The sequence below is a fragment of the Sporomusa sp. 246TCP1 genome (genome assembly GCF_057319775.1).
On the sequence record NZ_CM170492.1, the window covers coordinates 80,311 to 104,768 of the forward strand.

The 24,458-nt window shown below is 44.2% G+C and carries 22 protein-coding genes and 1 riboswitch; of the genes, 17 read left to right on the forward strand and 5 right to left on the reverse strand.

Going from position 1 to position 24,458, the window contains the following annotated elements; all coding sequences use genetic code 11:
• Positions 1 to 3: 3 nt before the first annotated feature.
• Genes AC1ECB_RS00425 through rfaE2 form a run of 5 tightly spaced genes read left to right on the forward strand, consistent with a single transcriptional unit; the run spans position 4 to position 4,722 of the window.
• Positions 4 to 879 carry a glycosyltransferase gene (locus AC1ECB_RS00425; RefSeq protein ID WP_485666963.1) on the forward strand — a complete coding sequence of 292 codons (876 nt, stop codon included), beginning with the start codon at positions 4 to 6 and terminating at the stop codon, positions 877 to 879.
• 34 nt (positions 880 to 913) lie between these two features.
• The gene (locus AC1ECB_RS00430) at positions 914 to 2,254 is read left to right on the forward strand and encodes a UDP-glucose dehydrogenase family protein (RefSeq protein ID WP_485666964.1); all 1,341 of its coding nucleotides are present in this window, start codon (positions 914 to 916) and stop codon (positions 2,252 to 2,254) included.
• Positions 2,244 to 3,215, forward strand: coding sequence for a UDP-glucuronic acid decarboxylase family protein (locus AC1ECB_RS00435; protein WP_485666965.1), 972 nt, complete (start codon positions 2,244 to 2,246; stop codon positions 3,213 to 3,215). Before AC1ECB_RS00430 ends, AC1ECB_RS00435 begins: the two co-directional genes overlap by 11 nt.
• Positions 3,212 to 4,216, forward strand: a complete 1,005-nt coding sequence (locus AC1ECB_RS00440) for a bifunctional heptose 7-phosphate kinase/heptose 1-phosphate adenyltransferase (RefSeq protein ID WP_485666966.1) — start codon at positions 3,212 to 3,214, stop codon at positions 4,214 to 4,216. The genes AC1ECB_RS00435 and AC1ECB_RS00440 overlap by 4 nt, the downstream gene beginning before the upstream one ends.
• A gap of 29 nt (positions 4,217 to 4,245) precedes the next feature.
• Entirely contained in the window at positions 4,246 to 4,722 is a 477-nt protein-coding gene (rfaE2, locus tag AC1ECB_RS00445; protein WP_485666967.1) for a D-glycero-beta-D-manno-heptose 1-phosphate adenylyltransferase, read from the forward strand.
• Positions 4,723 to 5,004: 282 nt separating this feature from the next.
• Here the strand turns inward: rfaE2 and AC1ECB_RS00450 are convergent, their stop codons facing one another.
• From AC1ECB_RS00450 to AC1ECB_RS00460, 3 genes are all read right to left on the reverse strand, one after another.
• Positions 5,005 to 6,297 (reverse strand): aspartate aminotransferase type Ic, encoded by a 1,293-nt coding sequence (locus tag AC1ECB_RS00450; RefSeq protein ID WP_485666968.1) that lies wholly within the window; start codon positions 6,295 to 6,297, stop codon positions 5,005 to 5,007.
• 74 nt (positions 6,298 to 6,371) lie between these two features.
• Positions 6,372 to 7,556: a MalY/PatB family protein gene (locus tag AC1ECB_RS00455; protein WP_485666969.1), complete on the reverse strand. Its 1,185-nt coding sequence runs from the start codon at positions 7,554 to 7,556 to the stop codon at positions 6,372 to 6,374.
• Between the two features lie 44 nt (positions 7,557 to 7,600).
• Positions 7,601 to 8,746, reverse strand: coding sequence for a trans-sulfuration enzyme family protein (locus AC1ECB_RS00460; RefSeq protein WP_485666970.1), 1,146 nt, complete (start codon positions 8,744 to 8,746; stop codon positions 7,601 to 7,603).
• 71 nt (positions 8,747 to 8,817) lie between these two features.
• Positions 8,818 to 8,916: riboswitch (SAM riboswitch) on the reverse strand.
• Positions 8,917 to 9,076: 160 nt separating this feature from the next.
• Here AC1ECB_RS00460 and hydE point away from each other — a divergent pair.
• The 4 genes from hydE (at position 9,077) to cysK (ending at position 13,246) form a co-directional block, all read left to right on the forward strand.
• Positions 9,077 to 10,123 carry a [FeFe] hydrogenase H-cluster radical SAM maturase HydE gene (gene hydE, locus AC1ECB_RS00465; RefSeq protein WP_485666971.1) on the forward strand — a complete coding sequence of 349 codons (1,047 nt, stop codon included), beginning with the start codon at positions 9,077 to 9,079 and terminating at the stop codon, positions 10,121 to 10,123.
• A 23-nt stretch (positions 10,124 to 10,146) separates the two neighbouring features.
• Positions 10,147 to 10,479, forward strand: coding sequence for a DUF2292 domain-containing protein (locus AC1ECB_RS00470; protein ID WP_485666972.1), 333 nt, complete (start codon positions 10,147 to 10,149; stop codon positions 10,477 to 10,479).
• A gap of 428 nt (positions 10,480 to 10,907) precedes the next feature.
• A complete protein-coding gene (locus AC1ECB_RS00475; RefSeq protein WP_485666973.1) occupies positions 10,908 to 12,074 on the forward strand; it encodes an ABC transporter substrate-binding protein in 1,167 nt (388 codons plus the stop codon).
• Positions 12,075 to 12,310: 236 nt separating this feature from the next.
• Entirely contained in the window at positions 12,311 to 13,246 is a 936-nt protein-coding gene (gene cysK / locus AC1ECB_RS00480; RefSeq protein ID WP_485666974.1) for a cysteine synthase A, read from the forward strand.
• 68 nt (positions 13,247 to 13,314) lie between these two features.
• Here cysK and AC1ECB_RS00485 read toward each other — a convergent pair whose 3' ends face one another.
• Positions 13,315 to 15,372 (reverse strand): methyl-accepting chemotaxis protein, encoded by a 2,058-nt coding sequence (locus AC1ECB_RS00485; RefSeq protein ID WP_485666975.1) that lies wholly within the window; start codon positions 15,370 to 15,372, stop codon positions 13,315 to 13,317.
• Between the two features lie 239 nt (positions 15,373 to 15,611).
• On the opposite strand from AC1ECB_RS00485, the gene AC1ECB_RS00490 reads away from it, so the two are divergent.
• From AC1ECB_RS00490 to AC1ECB_RS00510, 5 genes are all read left to right on the forward strand, one after another.
• Positions 15,612 to 16,394 (forward strand): acyl-CoA dehydratase activase, encoded by a 783-nt coding sequence (locus tag AC1ECB_RS00490; RefSeq protein WP_485666976.1) that lies wholly within the window; start codon positions 15,612 to 15,614, stop codon positions 16,392 to 16,394.
• 27 nt (positions 16,395 to 16,421) lie between these two features.
• Entirely contained in the window at positions 16,422 to 17,531 is a 1,110-nt protein-coding gene (locus AC1ECB_RS00495; protein ID WP_485666977.1) for a double-cubane-cluster-containing anaerobic reductase, read from the forward strand.
• 321 nt (positions 17,532 to 17,852) lie between these two features.
• Positions 17,853 to 18,020, forward strand: a complete 168-nt coding sequence (locus AC1ECB_RS00500) for a hypothetical protein (RefSeq protein WP_485666978.1) — start codon at positions 17,853 to 17,855, stop codon at positions 18,018 to 18,020.
• A 118-nt stretch (positions 18,021 to 18,138) separates the two neighbouring features.
• On the forward strand, positions 18,139 to 19,041 hold the full coding sequence (locus AC1ECB_RS00505) for a LysR family transcriptional regulator (protein ID WP_485666979.1): 903 nt from the start codon (positions 18,139 to 18,141) through the stop codon (positions 19,039 to 19,041).
• Between the two features lie 8 nt (positions 19,042 to 19,049).
• On the forward strand, positions 19,050 to 19,811 hold the full coding sequence (locus tag AC1ECB_RS00510; RefSeq protein WP_021166655.1) for an ABC transporter permease: 762 nt from the start codon (positions 19,050 to 19,052) through the stop codon (positions 19,809 to 19,811).
• 6 nt (positions 19,812 to 19,817) lie between these two features.
• Here AC1ECB_RS00510 and AC1ECB_RS00515 read toward each other — a convergent pair whose 3' ends face one another.
• Entirely contained in the window at positions 19,818 to 20,819 is a 1,002-nt protein-coding gene (locus tag AC1ECB_RS00515) for a methyl-accepting chemotaxis protein (protein ID WP_485666980.1), read from the reverse strand.
• A 260-nt stretch (positions 20,820 to 21,079) separates the two neighbouring features.
• Between AC1ECB_RS00515 and AC1ECB_RS00520 the strand changes: the two genes are divergently transcribed.
• The 3 genes from AC1ECB_RS00520 to AC1ECB_RS00530 are packed head-to-tail and all read left to right on the forward strand — an operon-like array spanning position 21,080 to position 24,411.
• Positions 21,080 to 21,619, forward strand: a complete 540-nt coding sequence (locus tag AC1ECB_RS00520) for a DUF4337 domain-containing protein (protein ID WP_485666981.1) — start codon at positions 21,080 to 21,082, stop codon at positions 21,617 to 21,619.
• Positions 21,620 to 21,671: 52 nt separating this feature from the next.
• On the forward strand, positions 21,672 to 22,766 hold the full coding sequence (locus tag AC1ECB_RS00525; RefSeq protein WP_485666982.1) for an HD-GYP domain-containing protein: 1,095 nt from the start codon (positions 21,672 to 21,674) through the stop codon (positions 22,764 to 22,766).
• 43 nt (positions 22,767 to 22,809) lie between these two features.
• On the forward strand, positions 22,810 to 24,411 hold the full coding sequence (locus tag AC1ECB_RS00530; protein ID WP_485666983.1) for a sensor domain-containing diguanylate cyclase: 1,602 nt from the start codon (positions 22,810 to 22,812) through the stop codon (positions 24,409 to 24,411).
• Positions 24,412 to 24,458: the final 47 nt, after the last annotated feature.

Below are 24,458 nucleotides of genomic sequence, written 5' to 3' on the forward strand. Positions count from 1 at the left end.
AAGGTGGCAAAAAAGTATGATTTAGCTGTTGCTTACCGGATATATCCGGGAGTATCAAAAGTTCCCCCGGTATTTAGTGATGATAAGTATATGTTATCTGAGCTATGTTTAAAGTCATTTAAAGAATCCTTAGGGTCACTTAAGGTAAAGATGTGGGTGCTGTTAGATAATTGTCCAGCCAAATATACAGAGTTATTTAGAAAATATTTCGATGATGATTGCCTGGAATTGATTGAATTACCGGGAGAAGGCAATGCCGCTACTTTTAATCTGCAGCTGCACATACTGCTTGGACAAAAATATAGTGAATATGTTTATTTTGCGGAAGATGACTATCTATATTTTCCTAATCAGCTGGAAAACATGGTTGAATTTATAAGAGCTGACAGAAACGTGGATTTTGTTACACCCTATGATCATTTGGATTATTATACGCTAAGCTTGCATGACCATCAAAGGACGGTTAAAGCTTTTGGCAACAGACATTGGATGACAGCTGCTTCTACTTGTTTAACTTTTCTTACTACGAAAGCTACATTACATGACTCCTGTGCTATTTTTAATACCTATGTCCAGGGCAATTCTGATGCCGCTCTGTGGCTGAGTCTGACAAAATGCAAAATGTTTGATCTCGCAACCTGCTTAAAATATTTTTCAAAGGACTGGATTGCTTACCATTACCGGTTAGCCTGGCATTGGTGCTGGTGGCAGTTACTATTTGGGCGCACCTATAAATTATGGGTACCCATACCTACCAGTGCGATTCATATGGAAAACCAGTTCTTATCACCTACTATTGACTGGAACGGGTATCTTAAGCAGGAAGCAGCGAAACTGGTCAATGAATTAGGCCAGCAAACAACCTCAACTAAGCTATAAATCCGGATACGGCAAAGAAGGGTGGGGAGAAATAATGAATATTTGTGTTATTGGGACAGGCTATGTTGGCTTGGTAACCGGAACATGCTTTGCTGAAATGGGCAATAAGGTTTGGTGTGTGGATGTTGATACAGAAAAAATCGCCAGACTTAAGTCCGGTATATTGCCGATTTATGAGCCAGGATTAAAAGAACTGGTTATGAAAAATGTTGCTGAAAAGAGGCTTGCTTTTTCCACTAAATTGGAAGAAGGATTAAAAGATGCTGTAGTTTGTTTTATTGCCGTTGGTACACCGCCAGGGGAAGATGGTGCAGCTGATGTTTCCTATGTTTTAGATGCTGCCAGCAACATTGGTGCGACGATGAATAAATATCTGATAGTCGTAAATAAGTCTACGGTGCCTGTTGGCACTGCCGATAAGGTGAAAAATATTATCAAACAGCAATTGACAGTCCGAGCTCAGGCTGACTTAGAATTTGATGTTGTATCAAATCCGGAATTTCTTAAAGAGGGGGCGGCAGTGGCAGACTTTATGCGTCCTGACCGGGTTGTTATTGGTACAGACAATGTGCGGGCAGCAGAACTGATGAAGCAGCTATATGAGCCCTTTAGCCGCAATCAGCAGCCCATTTTAATTATGGACATTAAATCAGCTGAGATCACTAAATATGCGGCAAACGCCATGTTGGCAACCCGCATCAGCTTTATGAATGAGATTGCCCGGTTATGCGATAAAGTCGGCGGCGATATTGCCAATGTACGTTTGGGAATTGGATCAGACAGCCGTATTGGTATGCAGTTTCTATATGCCGGTTCAGGGTATGGCGGGTCATGCTTTCCCAAAGACGTAAAAGAGCTTGTAAGTACAGGTTGTAAGAACGGAATAGCAATGGATGTTGTAAGTGCTGTTGAAGCCGTGAACGAGCGTCAGAAATATTACCTGGTGGATATGGTGAAAAAACGGTTTGGTGAGGCTTTAAACGGCAGAAGGATTGCCATTTGGGGTCTGGCCTTCAAACCACAGACAGATGATATGCGCGAAGCTCCGTCGATCACGATAATCAAATCCTTAATTGACATAGGGGCAACCATTCAGGCCTATGATCCGGAAGCCATTGAACAGGCGAAAACAGTTCTTGGTGATTATGCGGCAAGTATTACCTATAGTAAAGATATGCTGGAAGCGGTACATAATGCAGATGCATTGCTGGTGGTTACCGAGTGGCGGCAGTTCCGGCAGCCTGACTTTGCGGCGATAAAAAGCAAAATGAACCAGCCGGTTATCTTTGACGGCCGGAATCAGTATCGAGCTGAACAGATGGCGAGGTTAGGGTTTGAGTATTACTGCATCGGGAGAAGCTGCTATGTGCAATAAGCGAATTCTGGTTACCGGTGGCGCCGGCTTTATTGGTGCTCATTTATGTGCAAAATTATTGCAGCAAGGCCATGAAGTCATTTGCCTGGATAATTATTTTACCGGTTCGAAAGCAAATGTGAGCAGCCTGTTGAACAATTCCCGCTTTGAGCTGGTAAGACAGGATGTAACGTTGCCGTTGCATTTCGAAGTCGATGAGATATATAATCTGGCCTGTCCGGCGAGTCCGGTACACTACCAGTATAACCCGGCCAAAACTACCCAAACCAGTGTCTTAGGGGCAATCCATGTTCTTGAACTGGCGCGTTATCTGAAAGCCAGGGTCTTACAGGCATCTACTTCAGAAGTATATGGTGATCCTGCCATTCACCCCCAAGACGAAAGTTATTGGGGTAACGTAAATCCGATTGGTCCCCGTAGTTGCTATGATGAGGGCAAACGCTGTGCGGAAACGTTGTTTTTTGATTATCATCGTCAGTATGGTGTAAATAGTAAGGTTATCCGCATTTTTAACACCTATGGACCACTGATGAATTTAGCCGACGGCCGGGTGGTGAGCAATTTTATTGTGCAAGCTTTGCAAGGTCAGGATATCACTATTTATGGTAACGGGACACAGACAAGGTCTTTTTGTTATGTGGATGATCTTGTTGAAGGAATGATTCGTATGATGGCGACAGAAGGTGGCTGCATTGGTCCGATTAATTTAGGGAATCCCTGTGAGTTGACGATGCTTAAATTAGCCGAAAATGTACTTAGGTTAACTGGTTCTAAATCAAAGCTGGTGTTTAAATCCTTGCCTCAGGATGATCCCCGGCAACGTCATCCGAATATTGAATTAGCTAAATCAAAGCTTGCCTGGGAGCCTAAAGTGGCTTTGGAAGAGGGCTTGCAAAAGACAATTGCCTATTTTCGCAAGGTATTAGAATTCCGCAGTTTCAGAGAGGAGCGGTTGTTTTGAATACCACTCTTCTTAGGCTCATTTCCAAGCTGCAAAATCGCAAGATTATGGTCATCGGCGATATGGTAGCTGATGTCTATGTTGAGGGGAAAATATCCCGCATTTCGCGGGAAGCGCCGGTGCTTATTTTGGAGCACATGGCAGAAACTGTTGTTCCGGGAGGAGCCGCCAATGCTGTGCATAATACGGCTGCCTTAGGCGGCTGTGTGTACGCCGTAGGCGTAGTTGGCGAAGATTATGCCGGACAACAATTAACGCAGAACTTACAAATGAAGCAGGTTAATACAAAGGGGATAATTATTGACCCCTCACGTCCAACAATTACGAAAACCCGGATTATGGCCGGTGGACAAGCCACTGTACGGCAACAGGTTGTGCGGATTGACCGGGAAAAAAAAGAACCGCTGTCAGGAAGCGGCCAGCAGGCTATGAAAAATTATATCTTATCCCATATTGAAAGTATGGCCGGCGTAATCCTAAGCGACTATGGCAGTCAGACTATACCACCCGGCATTATCCGCAGCGTTATTGACGGCTGTCAGCGGGCCGGTATTCCCTGTATCGTTGACTCGCGGTATAATATTAAGGCCTATACCGGCGTTACAGTAGTTAAACAAAACGAATCCGAGGCCGCCGCTGCGGTGGGGTACGAGATCGTTGATGAAAATACCCTGGTTACAGCCGGCTGGACTATTCTTGAGCGTCTTAATGCCCAAGCTGTGCTGATAACCTGTGGGCCGGATGGCATGACGTTATTCGAGGCTTCCGGGAAAGTTTCGCAGATTCCTGTGACCAATAAAAGCGCAGTCTATGACGTTACCGGCGCCGGGGATACGGTAGTGGCAGCTATGATCCTGGCCTTGGCTGCCGGTGCATCGTATTTGGAGGCGGCGCGATTGGCCAATTTCGCGGCAGGTATCGTCGTCAGAAAGCTCGGCACAGCCACTGCTACACCAGACGAACTTGCGGCAGCGATTAGCAGGTATCAATATGAAGTGTAACACCCTGTGATTATAGGATGTATATGATTATGAAAATTGTGCAGTGTGATCAAATTAAAACGATTGCTGCTACGCTTAAAGTGGCCGGTAAGGTTGTCGTATTCACCAACGGCTGTTTTGATCTGCTGCATAGCGGCCATGTCCGGTATTTAGCAGCGGCAAGAAGGCTGGGTGACTGCCTGATTGTTGGTCTAAACAGTGACAAATCGATAAGAAGGCTAAAAGGAATGACCCGGCCGATAAACGGGCAAGAGGACCGGGCTGAAGTTTTATCCGCTTTGGCTGTAGTTGATTATGTGGTTATATTTGATGACCATACGGCCGCAGGCTTGGTGGCGGCAATAAAGCCGGATATTTATGTCAAAGGGGGGGATTATTGTATTGAGGACATTCCTGAAGCCCAGGCAGTCTCAAGTTACGGCGGTAAAACGGTGTTAATTCCCCCTGTTCCTGGGCGGTCGTCCAGTAATATAATTAACAAAATAGTAAACATAATTCCCACCTAACAGGTTAGGTGGGAATTATGTTTACTATTTTGTACTGCCACCCCCTTGCCTTAAAGAAATTGTGCCCCCATAAGGTGGTACCCCTGCAACCCCCGTAACCCCTCGGCCTTTGCCGGAAAAAGCGTTCCGCAGGAGAAAAGCCGGGCGGTATTCCGTTAAAAAATCCCTCATAAAAAACCCAAAACCCCCGGGTTTCCCGAGGGCTTTCCGTGGGTTGGTGATGAGACCATGGCAGTAAGTATCTCATTCATATACATTCAACAGAGCGGAAAAATTAAACGATTAACTGAGGCCCCGTTTTTTTAATTCTTGTTCGGTACTAACCAACTGAATGCAAAGAGCCAACAATTCCATAGCTTGTTTTAAATCGGCTAAGGGCGGGAAGGTGGGAGCAAGCCGGATGTTTTTATCTTCCGGGTCTTTTCCGTAAGGAAAGGTGGCGCCGGCAGGAGTAAGTATGACCCCGGCGGCAGCGGTTTTAGCTACTACCTTTCGGGCACAACCGGGCAATGTATCAAGACTTATGAAGTAACCACCCTGCGGCTTGCTCCAGGTAGCCAATCCTTTACCTCCCAACCCGGCCTCCAAAGTCTCCAGCACTAAGTCAAACTTAGGCTTGAGAATGGCTGCATGGCGGCGCATATGAGCTTCAATTCCAGTCAGGTCTTTAAAGAAGCGGATGTGGCGGAGCTGGTTTATTTTATCAGGTCCGATGGTTTGAATTGCAATTTGTTTTTTTAGCCAGTTAATATTACTTTCGCTGCCGGCTACCATGGCAATACCGGCACCAGGAAAGCTGACTTTGGAAGTGGAACCGAATACAAAAACCCTGTCAGGGTGTCCGGCTTTTTTACAGGCAGCAAGAATATTTACTAAGCAGGGCGGGGTAGCGGTCAGGTGATGGATCGTATAGGCGTTATCCCAAAAAATCCGGAAGTCAGGTGCTTTGGCAGGCATGGCTGCCAGTCGTTCCACCACAGCAGCGGAATAGGTGATGCCGGTGGGATTGCTGTATTTGGGCACACACCAGATGCCTTTAATTGACGAATCGGCGGCTACCAATTGTTCTACCTGATCCATATCCGGACCGTCATGCAGATAGTTTATAGGAATCATTTCAATGCCTAAATATTCGCAGACAGCGAAATGCCGGTCATAGCCGGGGCTGGGGCAGAGAAATTTTACTTGCGGCAGTTTCCCCCAGGGAGTGGTATTGTCCGGCAACCCGCGCAACATAGCCCGGGCAATCAGATCATGCATCAGTGTCAAACTGGAATTGCCACCGATTATGATTTCGCCAGGGCTTACTTCCAGGACCTGGGCGAAAAGTTCTTTGGCTTCTGGGATACCGTCTACTCCGCCATAAGTTCGGCAGTCAGTACCATTGACCGCTTTATAATCGTTTTCCTGGAGACAATCAAAAAGTCCGGCAGAAAGGTCTAATTGTTCAGGACAGGGTACGCCGCGGGACATATTCAGGGTAAGCTTTTGTGCCTGAAATTTTTCATAACTGCAGACCAATGTAGAATAGTGCTCTTGCAGCAGCAGGTCATTCATCTCGTTCAACTTGCTCATTGTGCATCGCTCCTTTGTATTCATTATACAGAATTTTCTAGAGCATGGGAATAATAAATTATATCTTCCTTCCACTATATAGACTGATTGACAGCTAGGGCAATTCGCTTAAGTCCTTCCGTTAACAGCGGGCGCGGGCAGCCAAAATTAAGGCGCATAAAACCAGTACCCTGATGACCAAAGGTTACGCCGTCATTAAGCCCTACCTTTGCCTTTTTCGCAAAGAACTGGACAAGGTCAGGTTGGGAAAGCTGTAAATTGCGGCAATCCAGCCAGGCTAAATAGGTACCTTGCGGTTTGTCAACGTTAATTGCCGGAATGTTGGCAGCAATATATTCTGTCAGATATTGGGCGTTGCCTTCAAGGTAGACTAATAACTCATCAAGCCACGGCGCACCATGGCGGTAAGCAGCTTCCAGAGCGGTGATACCAAATACATTGTTTTTGCTGATGCCCAATTGCTGGACGGTTTGAGAAAATTGACTGCGTAATTTGTTATTCGGAATAATAGCAATTGAGGTATATAGGCCAGCAGTGTTAAAAGTCTTGCTGGGGGCGGTAAGCGTGATTATTTTGTCTTCACTGTCAGTATTTAAGGAAGCCAGCGGTATATACTGATGGCCGGTATATACTAAATCGCCGTGAATTTCGTCTGTCAGCAGCAATACATTGTTTTCCAGGCAGATTTTTACCAGCTTGGTTAGCTCTGAGCGCGACCAAACCCGGCCAACCGGATTATGCGGGTTGCATAAAATTAGCATTTTGGCTTCGCGGGCTTTTTCCGCCAGGTCATCAAAATCCAGGCAATAGCTGTCGGCTTCATAAACTAACGGGTTTTCCAGCACAATGCGGTTCTGGTTGTGTACACTGGAAAAGAAGGGGGGATAAACCGGGGGTTGGATAATAACTTTATCTCCCGGCTTAGTAAAGGTCTGCACTGCCAAGGTTATAGCAGTTACCACTCCAGGAGTGCTAACCATCCATTCCGGATTGGTTTTCCAGTTATGCCGTTTATCCAGCCAGTCAGTTACGGCATCATAGGCATAGGAGTGGGGAGACGGGTAACCGAAAACGCCATGCTGAACTCGGGCGGCGAGAGCTTCGTTTACGGCCGGAGGCGAAGGGAAATCCATGTCAGCTACCCAGAAGGGCAGCACATCCTTGGAACCAAAGAGGGCAGCGGCGTCATCCCATTTGGTACTGCCGCTGTTGTGACGCGCAATCACAGTGTCAAATTTGTCAAGGTTGGAGTTAGTCATAGTATCACACCTTTTTTCATAAAATTTAGTTCACCGGAAAGATATTATTCTTCCAGCGCCTGCGCCAAATCGGCAATGATGTCTTCCACATCTTCAATACCGACAGACAAGCGCAGCAAACAGTCGCTAATGCCCAGACGTTCTCGAATGTCAGCCGGGATGTCAGCATGGGTCTGCACTGCCGGGAAGGTAATTAACGATTCAACACCGCCTAAACTTTCAGCAAATTGGAGAATCTTAATTTTGCGCAATACTTGTGCAGGCAGGCGGGGATGGTCTACAACAAAGGATAACATGCCGCCATAACCAGTCGCTTGGGACTCTTGGATTTCCCGGCCAGGGTGGTCTGCCAGGCCGGGATAATAGACTTTGGTGACGTTGGGGTGAGCGGTAAGGCATTTGGCAATAGCCAAGGCGTTTTCTTCTTGTTGGCGTAAGCGAAGCGCAAGCGTTTTTAGGCCGCGCAGGAGCAGCCAGCTATCTTGTGGCCCAAGGATAGCCCCGGTCGCGTTTTGGATAAAGCCAATTTTTTCACAGAGGGCAGGATCACGGGCAACTGCCAGGCCACAAATCACATCGTTGTGGCCCGATAAGTATTTGCTGCCACTATGGATGACAATATCAGCGCCGAGAGTCAGGGGGCGCTGCAGGTAGGGTGATAAAAAGGTATTATCAACAATAACATGAATGGGGTGGAAATTATTGGCACAGGCGATAGACGTTATCGCCCTGATATCAGCAATTTTCATCAGCGGGTTGCTTGGTGTCTCAAGCAAGATGGCTTTGGTTGATGGCTGAAGCGCTTGGCGTACTTGATGAGTATCACTAGTGTCTACAAAAGTGGCAGACAAGCCAAATTGGGCGAATAATTGCTCCAGAAGGCGGTAGGTTCCGCCATAACAATCTTCAGTAATGATCAGATGATCGCCAGGGCGGTAAAGCATGAGTATGGCCGTAATGGCTGCCAGGCCTGAGGCAAAGGCAAAACCCGCATGGCCTTCTTCAAGCGCAGCTATGGCTTCTTCCAGAGCTTTGCGAGTGGGATTTCGACTGCGGGAGTAGTCATAGCCGGTGCTGCAGCCAAGTTCAGGGTGACGGAAAGTGGCTGTCTGATAAATCGGGGTGCTGATTGCACCGGTAGTTTTATCGGTGACCAGTCCTGACTGGACAATTTTAGTGGAAATTTTCATAAACGTTCATCTCCCGCATTGATAATGAAAAAACGACTCTTCCGGAAGAAGAGTCGCCTATCTACGCAAATAACTCATCTTCCGGATTGCTCCGCTGGATTTAGCACCTTGCATAAAATGCCGGTTGCCGGGTGTCATAGGGCCAGTCCCTCGACCACTCTTGATAAGTTTAGTATTCTATTGTGATTTTATGACTTTTATTTTTACATAGTTAAAGAGGATTTGTCAATAGTATTTTTAAAAGCAGTTTTATATTGACGCTAGTAAAAAAACCATATATGATGATTTAAAGAATAATCTGTGTTAACTATTAGGGAGGAGGCAGTGTCTGTGACTGAGCGTACCAACATTCAGGCGTTAATCAATAAAGCGGAAACAACTCATACCCTTACAAAAGAGGAATTGGTCACTCTGCTGCAAGATCGTCAATATGAAGCAGAGGTGTTTGCCGCCGCCGACCGGGTTCGACAAAAGTATGTGGGTGATGAAGTTCATTTGCGTGGGCTTATTGAATTCTCCAACAGATGCAAGCAAAATTGCTTGTATTGTGGTTTACGGCGTGATAACAGTAAGGTCAGCCGTTATCGCCTGGATGTGGACACTATTATTGATTTTGCTGTTAAAGCCAAGTCCTACGGTTACCGTACAGTGGTGTTACAGTCAGGTGAAGATGAATGGTTTGATGTCGCTAAAATGGTGGAGATAATAAAAAAAATCAAAGAACTTGATTTGGCCATTACGATTAGTGTTGGTGAAAAATCGCGAGAAGTTTATCAGGCCTATCGCGATGCGGGCGCTGACCGGTATCTTCTTAGAATCGAGACGACAGATAAAGAATTGTATGAAAAACTAGATCCTGGTATGAGCTGGGATAACCGGATGAGATGCCTGTACGATTTAAAAGAGCTGGGTTTTGAGCTAGGTACAGGCTGTCTTGTAGGTATACCCGGGCAGACTATAGAATCATTGGCCGATGATATTCTCTTTTTCAAGGAAATTGACGCGGATATGATTGGGGTAGGGCCATTTATTCCCAATCCTGATACACCCTTAGCTGACGAAGCTGGTGGCACGTTTGAATTAAGTACCAAGGTTATGGCGCTGATTCGTCTTTTGTTGCCAGATATTAACATCCCGGCGACAACGGCGATGGAATCCCTAAACCCGCAGGGGCGGGTGCTGGCGCTGCAGCGGGGGGCTAATGTAGTCATGCCTAACGTCACAGAAGGTGAATATCGCCAATTATATCTTCTTTATCCGGGAAAAATCTGTGTTAACGATACTCCGGCCCATTGCCGTTCGTGTATTACCGGTAAAATTACGGGTATTGGCCGGAAAGTTTCGGAGACTCATGGTTACCGGGCTAAACGTGCCTAACAGGTATAGAGGGGATTATGGGAATGAGTAAAAGTATTACAGAGGAAGTTCTTGTTTTGCTTGAACAAGCTGTGAAGGATATAAGCTTTGGTTCGGTTACGTTGGTACTTCAGGATTCGCGAATCATTCAAATGGAAAAGCTGGAGAAAATCCGGCTTGGTGAGCACCCGGTTAAGGGGGCGGTGAACAGGACAACTACTGCAAGTAATCTTAGGACCCGGATTTTGCAGTCAGTTAGCGGCATGGAGTATGGGAAGGTGGCTATCCAAATTCAGGCTGGGCAGATTATGCAGATCGAGAGAACAGAGAAATACCGGGTCGGCAAATTGACTGGCCTCTACGGTGACGGAATTTAATAGATAACAACGATGGAACGACTAAGGCTTCTGTCGGCGTCCGAAAAGACTTGGTACAAGCCAAGTCTTTTCTTAATATAACAGATAGTATAAAAATGCAGAGGCTATTATTACCGCAAAGTACTCAAAATACTCAAAGGGTTAAAGGTATCGTGGACGATAGCATTACTATAATTTTGGCTGAAGATTAAAAGGCCGCGCTAGCAGCTTTCTTATGCTGCCGAAGGCCATTTTGTACGTAAAATACGGACTCGCGTACTTGTAAAAAAGACGCATAATAGTGTGTTGACAACAAACATGTAAAGGTGTATATTCTACTAAAGAATGCAAAAAGTACATTCCTCAACACAGTACACTCCGGATGAACATCTCAGTATTTTAGAGGCAGGATAATGGGTATGAGGAAAAAGAGGGGGACGGGAGAAAATATGCGAAAAAAATTAATAGCAGTGGTGATGAGTACGTTGCTTATAGCTGGAGCATTAGCTGGCTGCGGCGGTACTAAACAAGAAGCAACAAACGAAATCAAGATTGGCGGAAACTTTGAATTAACCGGTGGTGTGGCCAACTACGGTAAGCAAGCTGTTAATGGCATCCAGCTGGCCATCAAACAAGCCAATGCGTCTGGCGGTGTTTTAGGCAAACAAATAAAGTTAGTGCTGGCTGATAATAAATCAGAATCAGCCGAGGCAACTAACGCTATTACGAAGCTTATTACCCAGGATAAGGTTATAGCTATGTTTGGACCGGCAACTAGTTCGAATACTATAGCTACTGTGCAGGTATCGCAAGACCATAAAATTCCATTAATTACCCCAACTGGGACTAGCGAAAAGATTACTGTCGATAATGGTAAAACTCGTCCATATGCTTTCCGGTCTTGCTTTATTGATCCGCTGCAAGGTACGATTATGGCTAATTTCGCCAGCAACACGCTGAAAGTGAAAACGGCAGTCATTTATATTGACAGCAGTTCAGACTATTCTAAAGGGCTCTCTCAATCCTTTGAGACTGTGTTTACACAAAATGGTGGTTCAGTGATAGGTAAAGAAGCTTTTTTACAAAAAGACCAAGACTTCAAAGCCACTCTTACCAAGATTAAAGCCATGAATCCTGATGTTGTCTTTTTGCCGGCATATTATGAAGAAGTAGGCAAAATCGTCAAACAGGCACGTGAAATGGGGATGAATATGCCGTTTCTTGGAGCCGATGGCTGGGATGATGCCAAGGTAGTAGAAATTGCCGGGGCGGCTCCGCTTAATAATACGTTTTTCTGCAGCCACTTTTCTTCCCAGGATAAAGATCCTAATGTTGTGAAATTCATTGAAGCCTACAAGCAGGAATACAACCAGGAACCTGGCGTTTTCTCTGCCCTTGGCTATGATGCCGGTTTATTCTTAATTGATGCAATCAAACGGGCGAACAGCACTGATCCTGAAAAAATCCGTGAAGCTTTAGAGCAAACTAAGAATCTGCAACTAAGCACAGGCCTGATGACGATTGATGCCAATCATAACCCAATCAAGAGCGCTGTTGTGCTTGAAATGAAAGATGGCAAACAAACGTTTAAGGAAAAAGTTACCCCAAATCTATAACGTGAGTCGTAGATCAATTTGGTCTCTGGATAAATGTTTAAAATTGGGTTGACAGGTAATTGTATTCGTGTTACAGTATAAGTGTGAAATAAATATATTTTGCTGACCGGAAAACCGGAGGCAATCGACGGCTGAGTTAGCTTCGATTGCCTCCTTTTAGTTTTACGGCTTACGCGATACTTATTGCAGGAAACAAGGTTAAAATAATAGTAATCAAATCAGAGAGGATGAATATTATGGCTAAAATTTATGGAAGTTTGACAGAACTTATAGGTAATACACCGTTATTAGAACTAAAAAATTATGGTGCGAAAAAACAAATAACTGCTAAAGTAATTGCCAAGTTAGAATACTTTAATCCGCTTGGTAGTGTTAAGGATCGCATTGGTTATGCCATGATTAAGGATGCTGAAGATAAGGGAATCATTAATAAAGATACAGTTATTGTTGAACCTACCAGTGGTAACACCGGGGTTGGCCTGGCATTTGTTGCTGCTGCCCGTGGATATAAGCTGATTCTTACTATGCCGGAAACCATGAGTATTGAGCGTCGCAAACTGCTCAAAGCGCTAGGTGCAGAGCTTGACCTTACGCCAGGTGCCAAAGGCATGAAAGGCGCAATTGAGCGAGCGGAAGAACTTGTGAAAACTACTCCCAATGCCTGGATTCCACAACAGTTCAAAAATCCGGCAAACCCCGAAATACACCGGAAAACAACTGCGGAGGAAATCTGGCGGGATACTGATGGCAAAGTTGATATCATTGTAGGCGGTGTAGGCACTGGCGGTACTATTACTGGTATTGCGGAAGCTCTTAAACAACGAAATCCTGGTGTTAAAGCTGTTGCTATTGAGCCGGCTGATTCGCCCGTATTGTCAGGCGGCAATCCTGGCCCGCATAAGCTTCAAGGTATTGGCGCCGGCTTTGTACCTGAGGTATTCAATACGAAGGTGATTGATGAAGTCTTTACAGTTCAGACTGAAGAAGCTTACCAAGCAACCCGGGATGTTGCTACCGTAGAGGGCTTGCTTGTTGGCATCTCCAGCGGCGCAGCACTGCATGCGGCAGCTGAACTGGCAAAACGTCCGGAGAACAAAGGTAAAAATATTGTCGTTATTTTGCCAGATACCGGGGAACGTTATCTGTCTACCCCTCTGTTTGGTGAAGAGTAAACTTCAAAAAGAATAGCATAATAAAAAGCATTCCAACGCGACTGGCGCGGCCTGGAATGCTTTTTTAATTACTTTTCATCACGTTCCATAAAGCGAACTAAATTCGATACTTTAGTTAGTTCACCTTGTGTAGTTGCATTTAATGAATCTAAATCAGCAATACATTCCATTGATGAAGATATTACATCCACAGCACTGATGATATCCGAAGCGACAGCAGTTAAATCGGTATTGAATTTGTTCATATCATCTTGAAATTTATAGGTGAAATCACTACTGGAGCTCAGTTTTGCAGATATTTCCTGAACACTTTCAAATAAGCTATTAATAGAAGCATTCGTTTGATTTAAGCTGTTCTGGGTATTCTGGGCCAATTTTCGTACTTCATCGGCAACTACGGCAAAACCACGGCCTTGCTCACCGGCTCGTGCTGCTTCAATAGCAGCATTTAAGGCCAATAGATTAGTTTGTGCAGCAATATTCATTATTAATGATAACACATTCTTAATTTCTTTTGTGCTGCCGGTCAATGCTTCTATGGTTGGTGCAATTTGGTTATTTACAGAAATCAATTCATTAACACCGTTCATATTTTTAGTAAGTACTTGCAATAAATTTTTTGTATCATTACCAATGTTACTGACATGGTGACCTATTTTGTTGACATTATCTAAAACAGTTGGAATGTTGTTGCTATTGGCAGTTAATAACTCAATAACCTTGCCACGAAATCTGTTTACAATTTTAATTTGGTTTAGTTGTCGTTCTAAACAGTATTTTTCGAAGTTGCTATAGTGGATTGGCAGGTTATCAACATATTGATCACAGAAATCATCTTCATCATTGGTATGAAAAAAGAATACAGCCGTCAGTGTTTCATTAATATTCGATCCTAACAATTCGCCAAAACTAGAATAGCCGGCCACAGCAATTTCCGGAAAAGCATTTACTTTTCCAATTGCGTCAGCATTGAATAACCGGCGTAATATGCAATCATTTAAAATCCCACCAATAGGTTTGGGTTTGTAGCGAATAAACTCTTGCCAATCTCTTGAAATCGTATCTACTAATGAAGTCCGCCGTACAACAAAAAGTTTTTCGCCCATAGCTAAATCGCAGAAGAAATAGACTCTATCGTTTGCTTCATCAATTTTTGCTATGGCTCTGACAAAAGTTTCACCACCAACTTCAACAGCAAACCCAGAGGACTCAAGCACTTTATTTAACTGCTCAACCGTTTGCACGTTAAAGCGTTTTTTAAGTAGTGAAATAAAGCTAATATTATTATAGTTTTCATCAAAAACTTTACTTACATACCGTAAAGCCGAATTTGAATCTGATATGATAAATTCACCCGTATCTTTTGTAAAACCCTGTGTTTTAAAGATACCATAGCGATAATTGGCATGTAACTTCAGCAGGCAAACTACGGCATGGTTTTGTCTAACAACATTACCATCATAAATGTAGGTATTTAAAAAATCCAAATTACCGGCTGCTGATCCGCCCACAAACATACAGGGAAATTTTTTACTCGCATAAACAGCTTGCATAAAGAATGTTTCAGAACTTGACAAACCGTCAACATAGGCTAAAGCTACGGTATTATGGCTATTGATGCTAAATTTGAGCGGAATTTTCTCAAGTTCATATTTTATTTGAGCAACTCGCTCATCGACACTCTTTTCGACAATGCCTTTTTTTAGGTCGTCGTTAGCCAGAGGAATAGATATGATTTGGCAGTTTTTGACCATTCTTTTAGAATAGGCTTGGAGAAGAATTTTCTTGCGATTTTCAGTTGCCGGTTTATATATAGTGGAATCGGCAGTGCTGTTGCATAGTTCACCTGCGGTGGATATCATCATAAAGGGGACATTGGCTGGCAATAAGCCCTTTATGGTTGTCGCCAACTGGCTAAAATTGTTATCAGGCGAAGCAAAACCTACAACAAAAGCTACGCCATCAGCGACTTCACAAAGTTTGTTAATGTCGGCGGCGCTTAGCTCTCTTGCTGATAAATACGCTACTTGGATATCTTCTAATTTAGTAATAGGTACAGTATGAATAGTGTTAGTGGCTGATGGCGAGTCTTGAGAAGGTTGATTTTTTTTATACCATTTTAGCATAACATCCCTCTTTTCGTTAAAATAGTACCATTGCGTTTTTTCAAGTATTTCTCGTATAATTCCAAAATTCCTGCCTGAATAATACAAATTTAACAGGGAATGTATTGCTTATAATACAGGTATCTTACTTTATATGTGACTATAGCAGGAATAACGATCCTGATAGCGAATGAATATATAGAATATTTATATTAATATATTTAAGTTAATCTATTACAACTTTGGGTGATAGGTGGTTTATGAAACAAATAATAGTTGCGGGTATTGATGCAGGCTCTTCAGCAATCAAGTTGAGCTTATATGATGGTGTGCAGCTGGAAAATGTAAGTTGTCCTTCAGGCTGGAATCCCAAGGAACAAGCAGCCAGCCTGCTTGCTGCGGCGCTTGCTAAGCAGGAAGCTATCACGCCGGCCTACTTGGTGGGAACAGGGTACGGGCGTTTTAACTTGCCATTTGTAACCAAAGCCATGACGGAAATAACCTGTCATGCCCGTGGGGCGTCTTATCTGCTGCCTGAGGCACAAACGGTGCTTGATATTGGCGGACAGGATGCCAAGGCGATTCGGATAGATGGGCAGGGTAAAGTTCAGGATTTTGTTATGAATGACAAATGTGCTGCCGGGACAGGGCGGTTTCTTCAGGTTATGGCTAACGCATTGGGGCTTGATGTGGCCGAAATTGGCAATATTGAAGTGGGGGCTGATGGTCAGCAATGTACAATCAATTCAATGTGTACCGTATTTGCTGAGTCTGAGGTTATTGGGCTGGTCAACCGGGGAGTCACCCGTGAGGCCATTATTGGCGCTTTGTACACTTCAATTGCTAATCGGGTAGCGGCCATGGCGGCAGGAATTCAGCCAACGCCGCCGGTAGCTTTTACTGGTGGCGTTGCGCAGAATCAGGCACTTAGGCGTGAACTTGCAGCCAGGCTGGGGCTGCCGGTTATTACTCATGACCAGGCGATATTTGCCGGGTCTATTGGTGCGGCCCTGTATGCCTGGGATGCACTTCAAGTAAGTTAGAACAATTGATAAATGGGGGTAAATTATATGGCAGATGCATTTGCTATGCTCAAAAACATTAAAGAAACAGGGAAAAAGGTGGTAGGTTTTTATTGTGTCTATGCACCGCAAGAGCTTGTATTGGCTGCTGATGCGCTGGGCTTTGCTTTGTGTGCCACTAAAGAGGAAGCGATTCCTGCCGGGGAAAAAACGCTGCCGCGGAACTTTTGTCCGCTCATTAAATCTTCATATGGCTTTGCCGTAACCGATAAGTGTCCATACTTTCTCTATTCGGACATTATTATTGGCGAAACGACCTGTGATGGCAAAAAGAAGATGTTTGAGCTTATGAAAGAATTCAAACCAGTGCATGTCATGAAGCTGCCACAGACCTACCTTGACGACAGTGATAAGGCCTATTGGTTAAATGAAGTGAAAATATTGAAGGATATGTTGGAAAAGGAATTGGGCACTGCGATTACCGGGGAAAAGCTCAGGGAAGCCATAAAGGTGCTCAATGAAGAGCGGCGTTTGATGCAGGAATTGTCCGAATGTATGAAAAATGACCCAGTGCCAATGACTGGGCAGGACTTTCTAAAACTTATGTGGGGCCGGAATTTCGTTACCGACCGGACAGAATTTGTCCAACAAATAAAAGAAATTATCAAGGATATGCAAGAAAGTATTGCCAAAGGCGAAGCTGCCATGCCTCAGGGGGCTAAACGGATTTTGGTTACCGGTGTGCCAACAGGTATCGGCTCGGAAAAAGTTATTAAAATTATCGAGGATTGTGGTGCACCTGTTGTCTATATTGAGAACTGCTCAGGCATGAAGCAGTTTGTCACCCTTGTCGATGAAACCAAGCCGCCACTGGAGGCTATTGCTGATAAATATCTGTCAACCCCTTGTTCTTGTATGAGTCCGAACCCCATTCGCCTTGAGAATCTGGCCAGACTGATTAAGGACTATCGAATTGATGGTGTGGTTGACATCACCTGGCAGGGTTGTCATACCTATAATGTAGAAAGCCGCGTAGTTAAGGAGTTCTTAAAGAAAAACGGCGACACTCCATTCCTGCAGATCGAGACCGATTACTCGCAGGGTGATGTGGAGCAGATTAAAACCAGAGTGCAGGCTTTTCTGGAAATGATGGCTTGAATTGTAACAGGAAAGTAAGATAGAATCGACAAATATAACAAATGCCTCCTCATTATTGAGGGGGCATTTGTATTGGGGCCTAGACAAGTATAAGTTTTTTGAACCGCAGAGACGCAGAGTACGCAGAGGGAATGTTCTCGATATACATCTCCCCTTTGCGCTTTCTGTGTACTCTGCGGTTAGAGCCGTACCCTCAAGGGCGCGATAGCGCTTTTTATATAACCATAAGTAATCATGTGTATGCCTTATGTGTATTATACTGCCAGGCGTACTTTGCATATAATGAAGGAAGAGTGGTAGCACGTGGAAGGGGGAGAGGTCATGCGGAATTTATTTGCGGAATTATTTAATTGCAAACAAGTTGACAGTAAAACAGATACTGTCAAAGCAGACATAACTGCTGATAGCCAGGATAAAAAGGTACTGATTCCAGTTGCCTTGGATATAACACGGACACAGGAGTTCTGGGATAAAGCTGTGCCGTCTTGAGTGGTGAGTGCAATATTGTAAATTATTCTTGACAGAATCATAGTGAGCCAGCCATAGTATAAGGTATATAGTCCTAAGGGACTATATACCTTATACTGATTTAGGGAGCTCATTTGTTATGGATATTCTCCACTTAACTTATTTTATTGAAGTAGCCAGGCAACTGAGTTTTACCAAAGCAGCTCAATTGCTTCACGTTTCTCAGCCCTCAATTAGCAAAATGGTCCGCAAATTAGAGGATGAGTTGGGGGTTATCCTTATTGACCGGTCAGCACGTCGGATTAAGCTGACAGATGCCGGGCAGGCTCTCTATGAACGTAGTATCAAGATTGTTGATTCACTCAAGAATGTAGCTAAAGACTTGGAGGATTTAACAAGTGGCAGTAAAGGAAACATCCGTATTGGCATTCCGCCAATGGTTCAGACTAGCTTTTTTGCCATCGCTATTGGGGAGTTTAAGAAGCAGTACCCGAACATTATTATTGAATTGATTGAAGTTGGTTCTAAGGCCGTTGAAGGCATGTTAGAGGATGGAAGCATTGACATAGGTGTTGTTGTATTGCCGATAAAAAGCAAAGCCAAGTTTTCCATGTTTGCTTTTATAAAAAATCCAATTTGGCTTATTGTTTACCCGGAACATAGGTTGGCAGGGCGGGATTTTGTAAATATTACAGATTTGAAAGACGAGCCAATTGTCATGTTCCGCAAGGACTTTGCGCTGCATGATCATATTGTGGAGAAATGCCGCGAGTATGGTTTTGAGCCAAAGGTGCTCTGTGAAAGCTCACAGTGGGACTTCATGGTGGAAATTGTGACAGCAAAATTGGGAATTGCCTTGCTGCCCAAACTAGTATGCGACAAACTAGCTATTGATGTTATTAAGGCTTTGCCTATTGCGGAGGAAATTAGCCCCTGGCATTTGGCGGTCATGTGGAAGCAGGATACATACCTATCTTTTGCTGCTCGTGAGTGGTTACAATATGTTGCCTGTTTATTTGGTGTTACGATTGAATTGGATTAAAGATAACAATGAAAGGGTTGGAGAAGTTGCGAGTTGAAGATATATGTACAGTATTTTGGCGGGATTGGGTGGTATTAAACCGGCGGTTGGCCAAATTTGTTTTATCCCGGATGATTAGTCCGGTGTTATATTTGGTGGCGTTTGGTTGGGGGTTGGGACGTAATCTGCCAATGAATGGCGGTAGTTATCTGGATTTTATTTTACCAGGTATCATGGCGCTAAATGCGATGAATATAAGCTTTACTTCAGTAGGGTCGCCACTTAATATGAGTCGTTTATACCACAAGACACTGGAGGAGTATCTGATTGCACCAATCAGCCCAGGCTCATTCGTGACTGGTAAAGTGTTAGCCGGGGCGCTTCGGGGACTTATTTCCTGTGCAGTAATTTTTGTATTAGCCTATATATTTGGTGCTAAGCTTGCAGTTACTGCCGGTTTTATCCTGACGCTGGCATTGACTTGTCTATTGTTTGCAGCCATGGGGCTGGTGGCCGCGATGCTCATTAATTCGCATGAAGATATGGCCAGCTTCAATACCTATGTGCTGTTGCCGATGTCATTTCTATGTGCAACTTTTTTTTCGCCAGAGCGGTTGCCGCTTGCGTTCAGGTGGTTTATAGACCTATTGCCGTTAACTCATGCTACCTATGCCCTGAGAGCTATTGGCGGGGGCCTGGAGATGCCCTGGCTATCGGTCGGTGTTTTGGCTATATACACGCTGTTATTGCTTGCTATTGGCGTATGGACGATGATACGTGTGCGGGATTAGCGGCAATTAGATTGTTTCGCTAACGATGGCCGACCAGCTTTTTCCTTTATAGGCATTGTAACCACGGGTGCGGGCATAACCATAAATCTTGGTATTGCCGCGAGCGTCTTCTTCCAGTGTGTACCCGTAGGTTTCGCCGTTTATAGCACATTGAGCCGCTTTGAGGCTGCTGAGGTTGTCGGTTAAAATGCCTTTGCGGCTGGGGCAGGCAATGACATAGCCATCCTTATTTATGATAGCGATAGTTCCTTTCTTGCCAATGCGTGCCGAATCAAGAATATCATAAATATATTCCCAGTTAAAGCGGGAAGAAAAATAGCCCACAATTTCATTAGCATCATTCCGGATAGGACAAGAGTAGGCAACAGTATGACGATTTTCTATAGCGGAAAAATACAGATCGGTTACAGTTATGGTATTGGTTGTTTTCACTTCCTGAAACCAACTTTTGTCAGCCATGCTTTTTCCAATAAGCTCACGGTGTACGCCGGCAGCTACGATGATACCGGCGGTATCAAACACATAGAGATCAAAATAGACTTCATAGATATCAACAAGTGTTTTTAACAGGTTGTTAGCCTCTTCAATACGATTAGTTGCGGTGGAGCATAAGGCATTTTTTACTTGGGTAAAACCGGCCCAAGCCTGGGCATCGCAATTACGCTCAAATAGGTTGCGGTCAATTTTGTCGATAGTATCATAGGCCACGTCAGCTGTGCGTGCAGCCATAACTTCATTGGCCTTTGATTGAATATTTTCGATAATTGCAGTGCTTTCTTTAGTTGTCGAGAAACTGCGGGTGGCCAATTTTTTGATTTCCTCTGCCACTACGCTGAAGCCCCGGCCAGCCTCGCCGGCTCTTGCTGCTTCAATGGCTGAGTTTAGAGAGAGCAGGTTGGTTTGTTGAGCAATCTGCTGGATGGTATGTATTACTTTGCTCATGTCATTATTGGCATGTTTAAGCTCAGCTAGCAGGATGGATGCATCGATAATAGTAGTGTCAGACATGGTAACCCTCCTATAAAAAATAAAACGACGCATTCTGAAAAAAACAGAAGGCCTCGTTGCCATATGTATAGTTTATTATAGTGGTAAAATAGTGCGCGAGTCAAGCTACTTATAGCAAGGTTGTCTTAATTGGAGTGACATTTATAAAGCAAGTCTTTATATCAAACTCTGCATAGGTTCAATTCTTTGCAGGGTTTTGGCATTATTAGTGGGAATATATTGCTTGAACTCACATTTTATCAAACAGGAGGGAATAATACATGGAAAACAGCCAGCAAGGAAGTAAGTCGTGGAAAGACAATATCGGTACGTTTATTGCTGTTACAACTGTAATTTTGGCAGTGTGCGCAACTTTAGCTGCATTTAAAGCAGCTGGATATGGTAATAAAATGGTGCTGATGCAAAGTCAGGCATCAGACCAATGGGCGTATTATCAGGCGAAAAGTATTAAGGAGACAACCTATCAGGTTCAACGCGATGCAATGGCCTTGGCCGCCCAGGAAGCTGGTAAAATTGAGCTGTACAAAAGTAAGCTGGATGAGTACGACAAAGAAATTGCCCGCTATAAACAAGAAAAAAAGGAAATTACAGATGAGGCTAAGCGTTTTGAGAAAGACCGTGATATGGCACAACAATTTAATGGAAAATTTGGACAAGCCTTGATTTTTTTGCAGATCGGTATTTTATTATCTTCATTAGCATCGATAAATAAGGTATATCTCTATTGGTATATGGGGCTTTTTGCAGGCGGTGTCGGTATCATAATGTTTTTATATACCTTTACAAGTACTGTCATATAGGGGAATAATGCAATACGTATATACGCCTTGGAGGCGGGGGGATGTATCTTTCATGTTAAGCAGAAGATTTCGTATTCAGGATGTCGAGCCAGGGATGATGCTTGCAAAGCCTGCTGTTACTGTTGAAGGTAGGGTTGTTTTGACAGAAGGAACTGTTTTAACAGAGAAACTGATTGCCCGTTTACAGAACTGGCGTATCTATGCTGTAGATATTTCAGAAGAACAAGGAACGTTAGCGCCAAAGACAATACCAGCTATGCTGTCGTCATTTAAGAAACCTGCGCCATCAAAGCTTAAAAAAAAGTTTTCTGCTGAGTATGAAGATAGTGTTAAAGAAGTGGAAGCGGCTTTTGAACAAATTCGCTATATGAAAGTAGTTCCCCTGATTAAAATGAGAGAGCTTGCCGACAGATCCCTGCGGGAATTTTCACTTGTCCCTGGTGGTATTAATTTACTATATATGTTGGCAGGGATGGGAGACCGCATAGCCCAGCACTCGTTGAATGTCGCGGTTATTGCCGGGATTTTGGGCCGCTGGCTTGGATTTTCTGCCAAAAACCTGCAGGATGTAATATTGTCTGCTCTTTTGCATGATGTGGGAAAAACCAAGCTGTCACCAGAGCTTCTCAACAAAAAAGAAGAGGATTTAACGTTGGCTGAAGTGGAAATGATAAGGAAACATCCGGTAGAGGGGTATCAACTGTTAAAACGGAGTGCGTATCGTCTGCCTTTTAGTGTTCTCGCCGGAGTGCTGCAACATCATGAATGGGAAGACGGAACCGGGTATCCCTTACAGCTTGTCAGCAATAAGATCCATCTTTTTGCGCAGGTAATTCGTACTGCTGACATGTATGCGACCATGACAAGCAACGATCAGGAGAATCGAATGACGCCCTTTTTGGCGGTGGAAGCTATGGTTAGACAGGCATTTGAAAAATTGGACCCGGCAATTAGCGGTATATTTCTTGCTAATATTAGAGAACAGTTTATTGGGAATATTGTTCGTCTTAGTGACGGGCGGGAAGCGGTAGTTGTTTATCTGAGTAAACTTGTTTCAGAGCGCCCTGTCGTTCATACACAGGACGGAGAATTTATTGATTTAGAGCAGGTGCGAAATCTGTATATAACTGAGGTAGTCAATGTGTAATGACCAGGTGGCTGCGTAAGATCTGAGAGGGATAAACAAGACGATGAAGATACAGGATATTGGCGGTTTGCTTTTTAAGGATCGTTCAGAAGTACGGCTAGCAGGTATTCGGCGCTTGTGGAAGCGGCAGGCTGGGAGACAAAGAAAGCAGTTGCATATGTTAGAACAGGCGTATGCAAACTTCGAGAGTACTATCGCGCAAATCACTAACATGATAAAGGACAAGGGGAAACTGACAGACCTTCTAGATCAGCTTGTAAATGAAGCTGGAATGACCTTTGGCTCGGAACATGTATTTTTGAGTTTGCTTGAGGGTCAGCCACAAGTTTTTTGGGTTGTGGCCTACAGAGGCAGTTGTGAACCGCGTGAAACTACGCTGGACCAGAAACTGATGGGGGCAACTTATGCAGCGGGTCAAATGGTTTACATTACTAGCAGGGATAACACGAGTGAGCATTTGCCGCAGACTCTGTTAGGTATACCGATTATGATTGACGGAAAGCTGGCCGGGGTTTTTGAGGTATTTTTTGAATGTGGTAAAGTTCTAACTAAAGAGCAGCTTAAGCTGGCAGAAATATATGCGGCTCAAGCTGGAATTGCTGTAAAAATGGCCAGATTAAATGATACGTTAATAAGAAAATCTGAGGAGATTGCGCTGTTGCATGAAGTAGGGCAGATTGTGGCAAAGCAGCCTTCACCAAGTATCTTGCTCGAACAGGTAGGCAAAACCCTGAGTGCTTTTATTAAGGCAGATGCCTGCGCTGCTTTTGTTGTTCAACGTCATTCCGTATTGCCGGTGGTGCGGGCGGCGCATGTACAGAATCTGTTACCAGCGGATGTAAAGAGACTGGAATCTTTGCTTACTAATGGAAAGGAGTCTGAGCTGTGGCAAGACACTAACCGGGTGTTAGTTACCCTGCCTTTGACCGTCGATAAGACAGTGCAGGTAATGCCTTTGTTCTTCCGGCAGATTCTTCAGGGCGCCATCGTATTCTGTTGGGACTATGTGCGAGAGATTAGTAGTGATTTCCCAATAGAAGCTACGTTAGCGACGATTGCCAATCAGACAGCGATGGGGCTGGAGCGGGAACATTTATATGGTACCATCAAAAAATTTGGCTTAACTGATACGCTGACGGAAATTGCTAATCGACGGTATTTCGATTTTGTTTTAAAAAAAGAGCTGAGCCGGGTGCGGCGGTATGGCCAGCCGCTTAGCTTAGTTATGGCAGATATCGACTTCTTCAAAGTGATTAATGATCGCTGGGGGCATCAAACCGGGGATATAATCTTAAAGGAAATGGGTGGTTTGCTAAAAAAACAATTTCGTGCTACCGATTTGCCTGCCCGCTATGGGGGTGAGGAATTTGCCGTAATTTTGCCGGAAACAGATGCCGCAACTGCGTATGCATTGGCAGAAATGATACGCGCGCAAACAGAGAAACAGGTATTTGCACCGGGTATTGCTAAGATCTCTGTAACCATTAGTGTTGGGGTAGCTACCATAGAGTTTGGTGAGCACTTAGATAAAATAACAGAAGCTGATTTAATTTTTGCTGCCGACCAGGCATTATATCGTGCCAAAAATTTTGGCCGTAACCGGGTAGAGGTTAGCAAGTGGAGAAATGAGGAACTGGCAGATTAATTATTACAGATGAAAATGCCCTGAACGCAGGCCGGACTAAAAGGCAA

Coding starts and splice junctions, on each gene's coding strand:
- AC1ECB_RS00430 (WP_485666964.1), top strand. CDS start 914: ATGAATATTTGTGTTATTGGGACAGGCTATGTTGGCTTGGTAACCGGA.
- AC1ECB_RS00435 (WP_485666965.1), top strand. CDS start 2,244: ATGTGCAATAAGCGAATTCTGGTTACCGGTGGCGCCGGCTTTATTGGT.
- rfaE2 (WP_485666967.1), top strand. CDS start 4,246: ATGAAAATTGTGCAGTGTGATCAAATTAAAACGATTGCTGCTACGCTT.
- AC1ECB_RS00450 (WP_485666968.1), bottom strand. CDS start 6,297: ATGAGCAAGTTGAACGAGATGAATGACCTGCTGCTGCAAGAGCACTAT.
- AC1ECB_RS00455 (WP_485666969.1), bottom strand. CDS start 7,556: ATGACTAACTCCAACCTTGACAAATTTGACACTGTGATTGCGCGTCAC.
- AC1ECB_RS00460 (WP_485666970.1), bottom strand. CDS start 8,746: ATGAAAATTTCCACTAAAATTGTCCAGTCAGGACTGGTCACCGATAAA.
- AC1ECB_RS00470 (WP_485666972.1), top strand. CDS start 10,147: ATGAGTAAAAGTATTACAGAGGAAGTTCTTGTTTTGCTTGAACAAGCT.
- AC1ECB_RS00475 (WP_485666973.1), top strand. CDS start 10,908: ATGCGAAAAAAATTAATAGCAGTGGTGATGAGTACGTTGCTTATAGCT.
- cysK (WP_485666974.1), top strand. CDS start 12,311: ATGGCTAAAATTTATGGAAGTTTGACAGAACTTATAGGTAATACACCG.
- AC1ECB_RS00485 (WP_485666975.1), bottom strand. CDS start 15,372: ATGCTAAAATGGTATAAAAAAAATCAACCTTCTCAAGACTCGCCATCA.
- AC1ECB_RS00490 (WP_485666976.1), top strand. CDS start 15,612: ATGAAACAAATAATAGTTGCGGGTATTGATGCAGGCTCTTCAGCAATC.
- AC1ECB_RS00495 (WP_485666977.1), top strand. CDS start 16,422: ATGGCAGATGCATTTGCTATGCTCAAAAACATTAAAGAAACAGGGAAA.
- AC1ECB_RS00500 (WP_485666978.1), top strand. CDS start 17,853: ATGCGGAATTTATTTGCGGAATTATTTAATTGCAAACAAGTTGACAGT.
- AC1ECB_RS00505 (WP_485666979.1), top strand. CDS start 18,139: ATGGATATTCTCCACTTAACTTATTTTATTGAAGTAGCCAGGCAACTG.
- AC1ECB_RS00510 (WP_021166655.1), top strand. CDS start 19,050: ATGAAAGGGTTGGAGAAGTTGCGAGTTGAAGATATATGTACAGTATTT.
- AC1ECB_RS00515 (WP_485666980.1), bottom strand. CDS start 20,819: ATGTCTGACACTACTATTATCGATGCATCCATCCTGCTAGCTGAGCTT.
- AC1ECB_RS00520 (WP_485666981.1), top strand. CDS start 21,080: ATGGAAAACAGCCAGCAAGGAAGTAAGTCGTGGAAAGACAATATCGGT.
- AC1ECB_RS00525 (WP_485666982.1), top strand. CDS start 21,672: ATGTTAAGCAGAAGATTTCGTATTCAGGATGTCGAGCCAGGGATGATG.
- AC1ECB_RS00530 (WP_485666983.1), top strand. CDS start 22,810: ATGAAGATACAGGATATTGGCGGTTTGCTTTTTAAGGATCGTTCAGAA.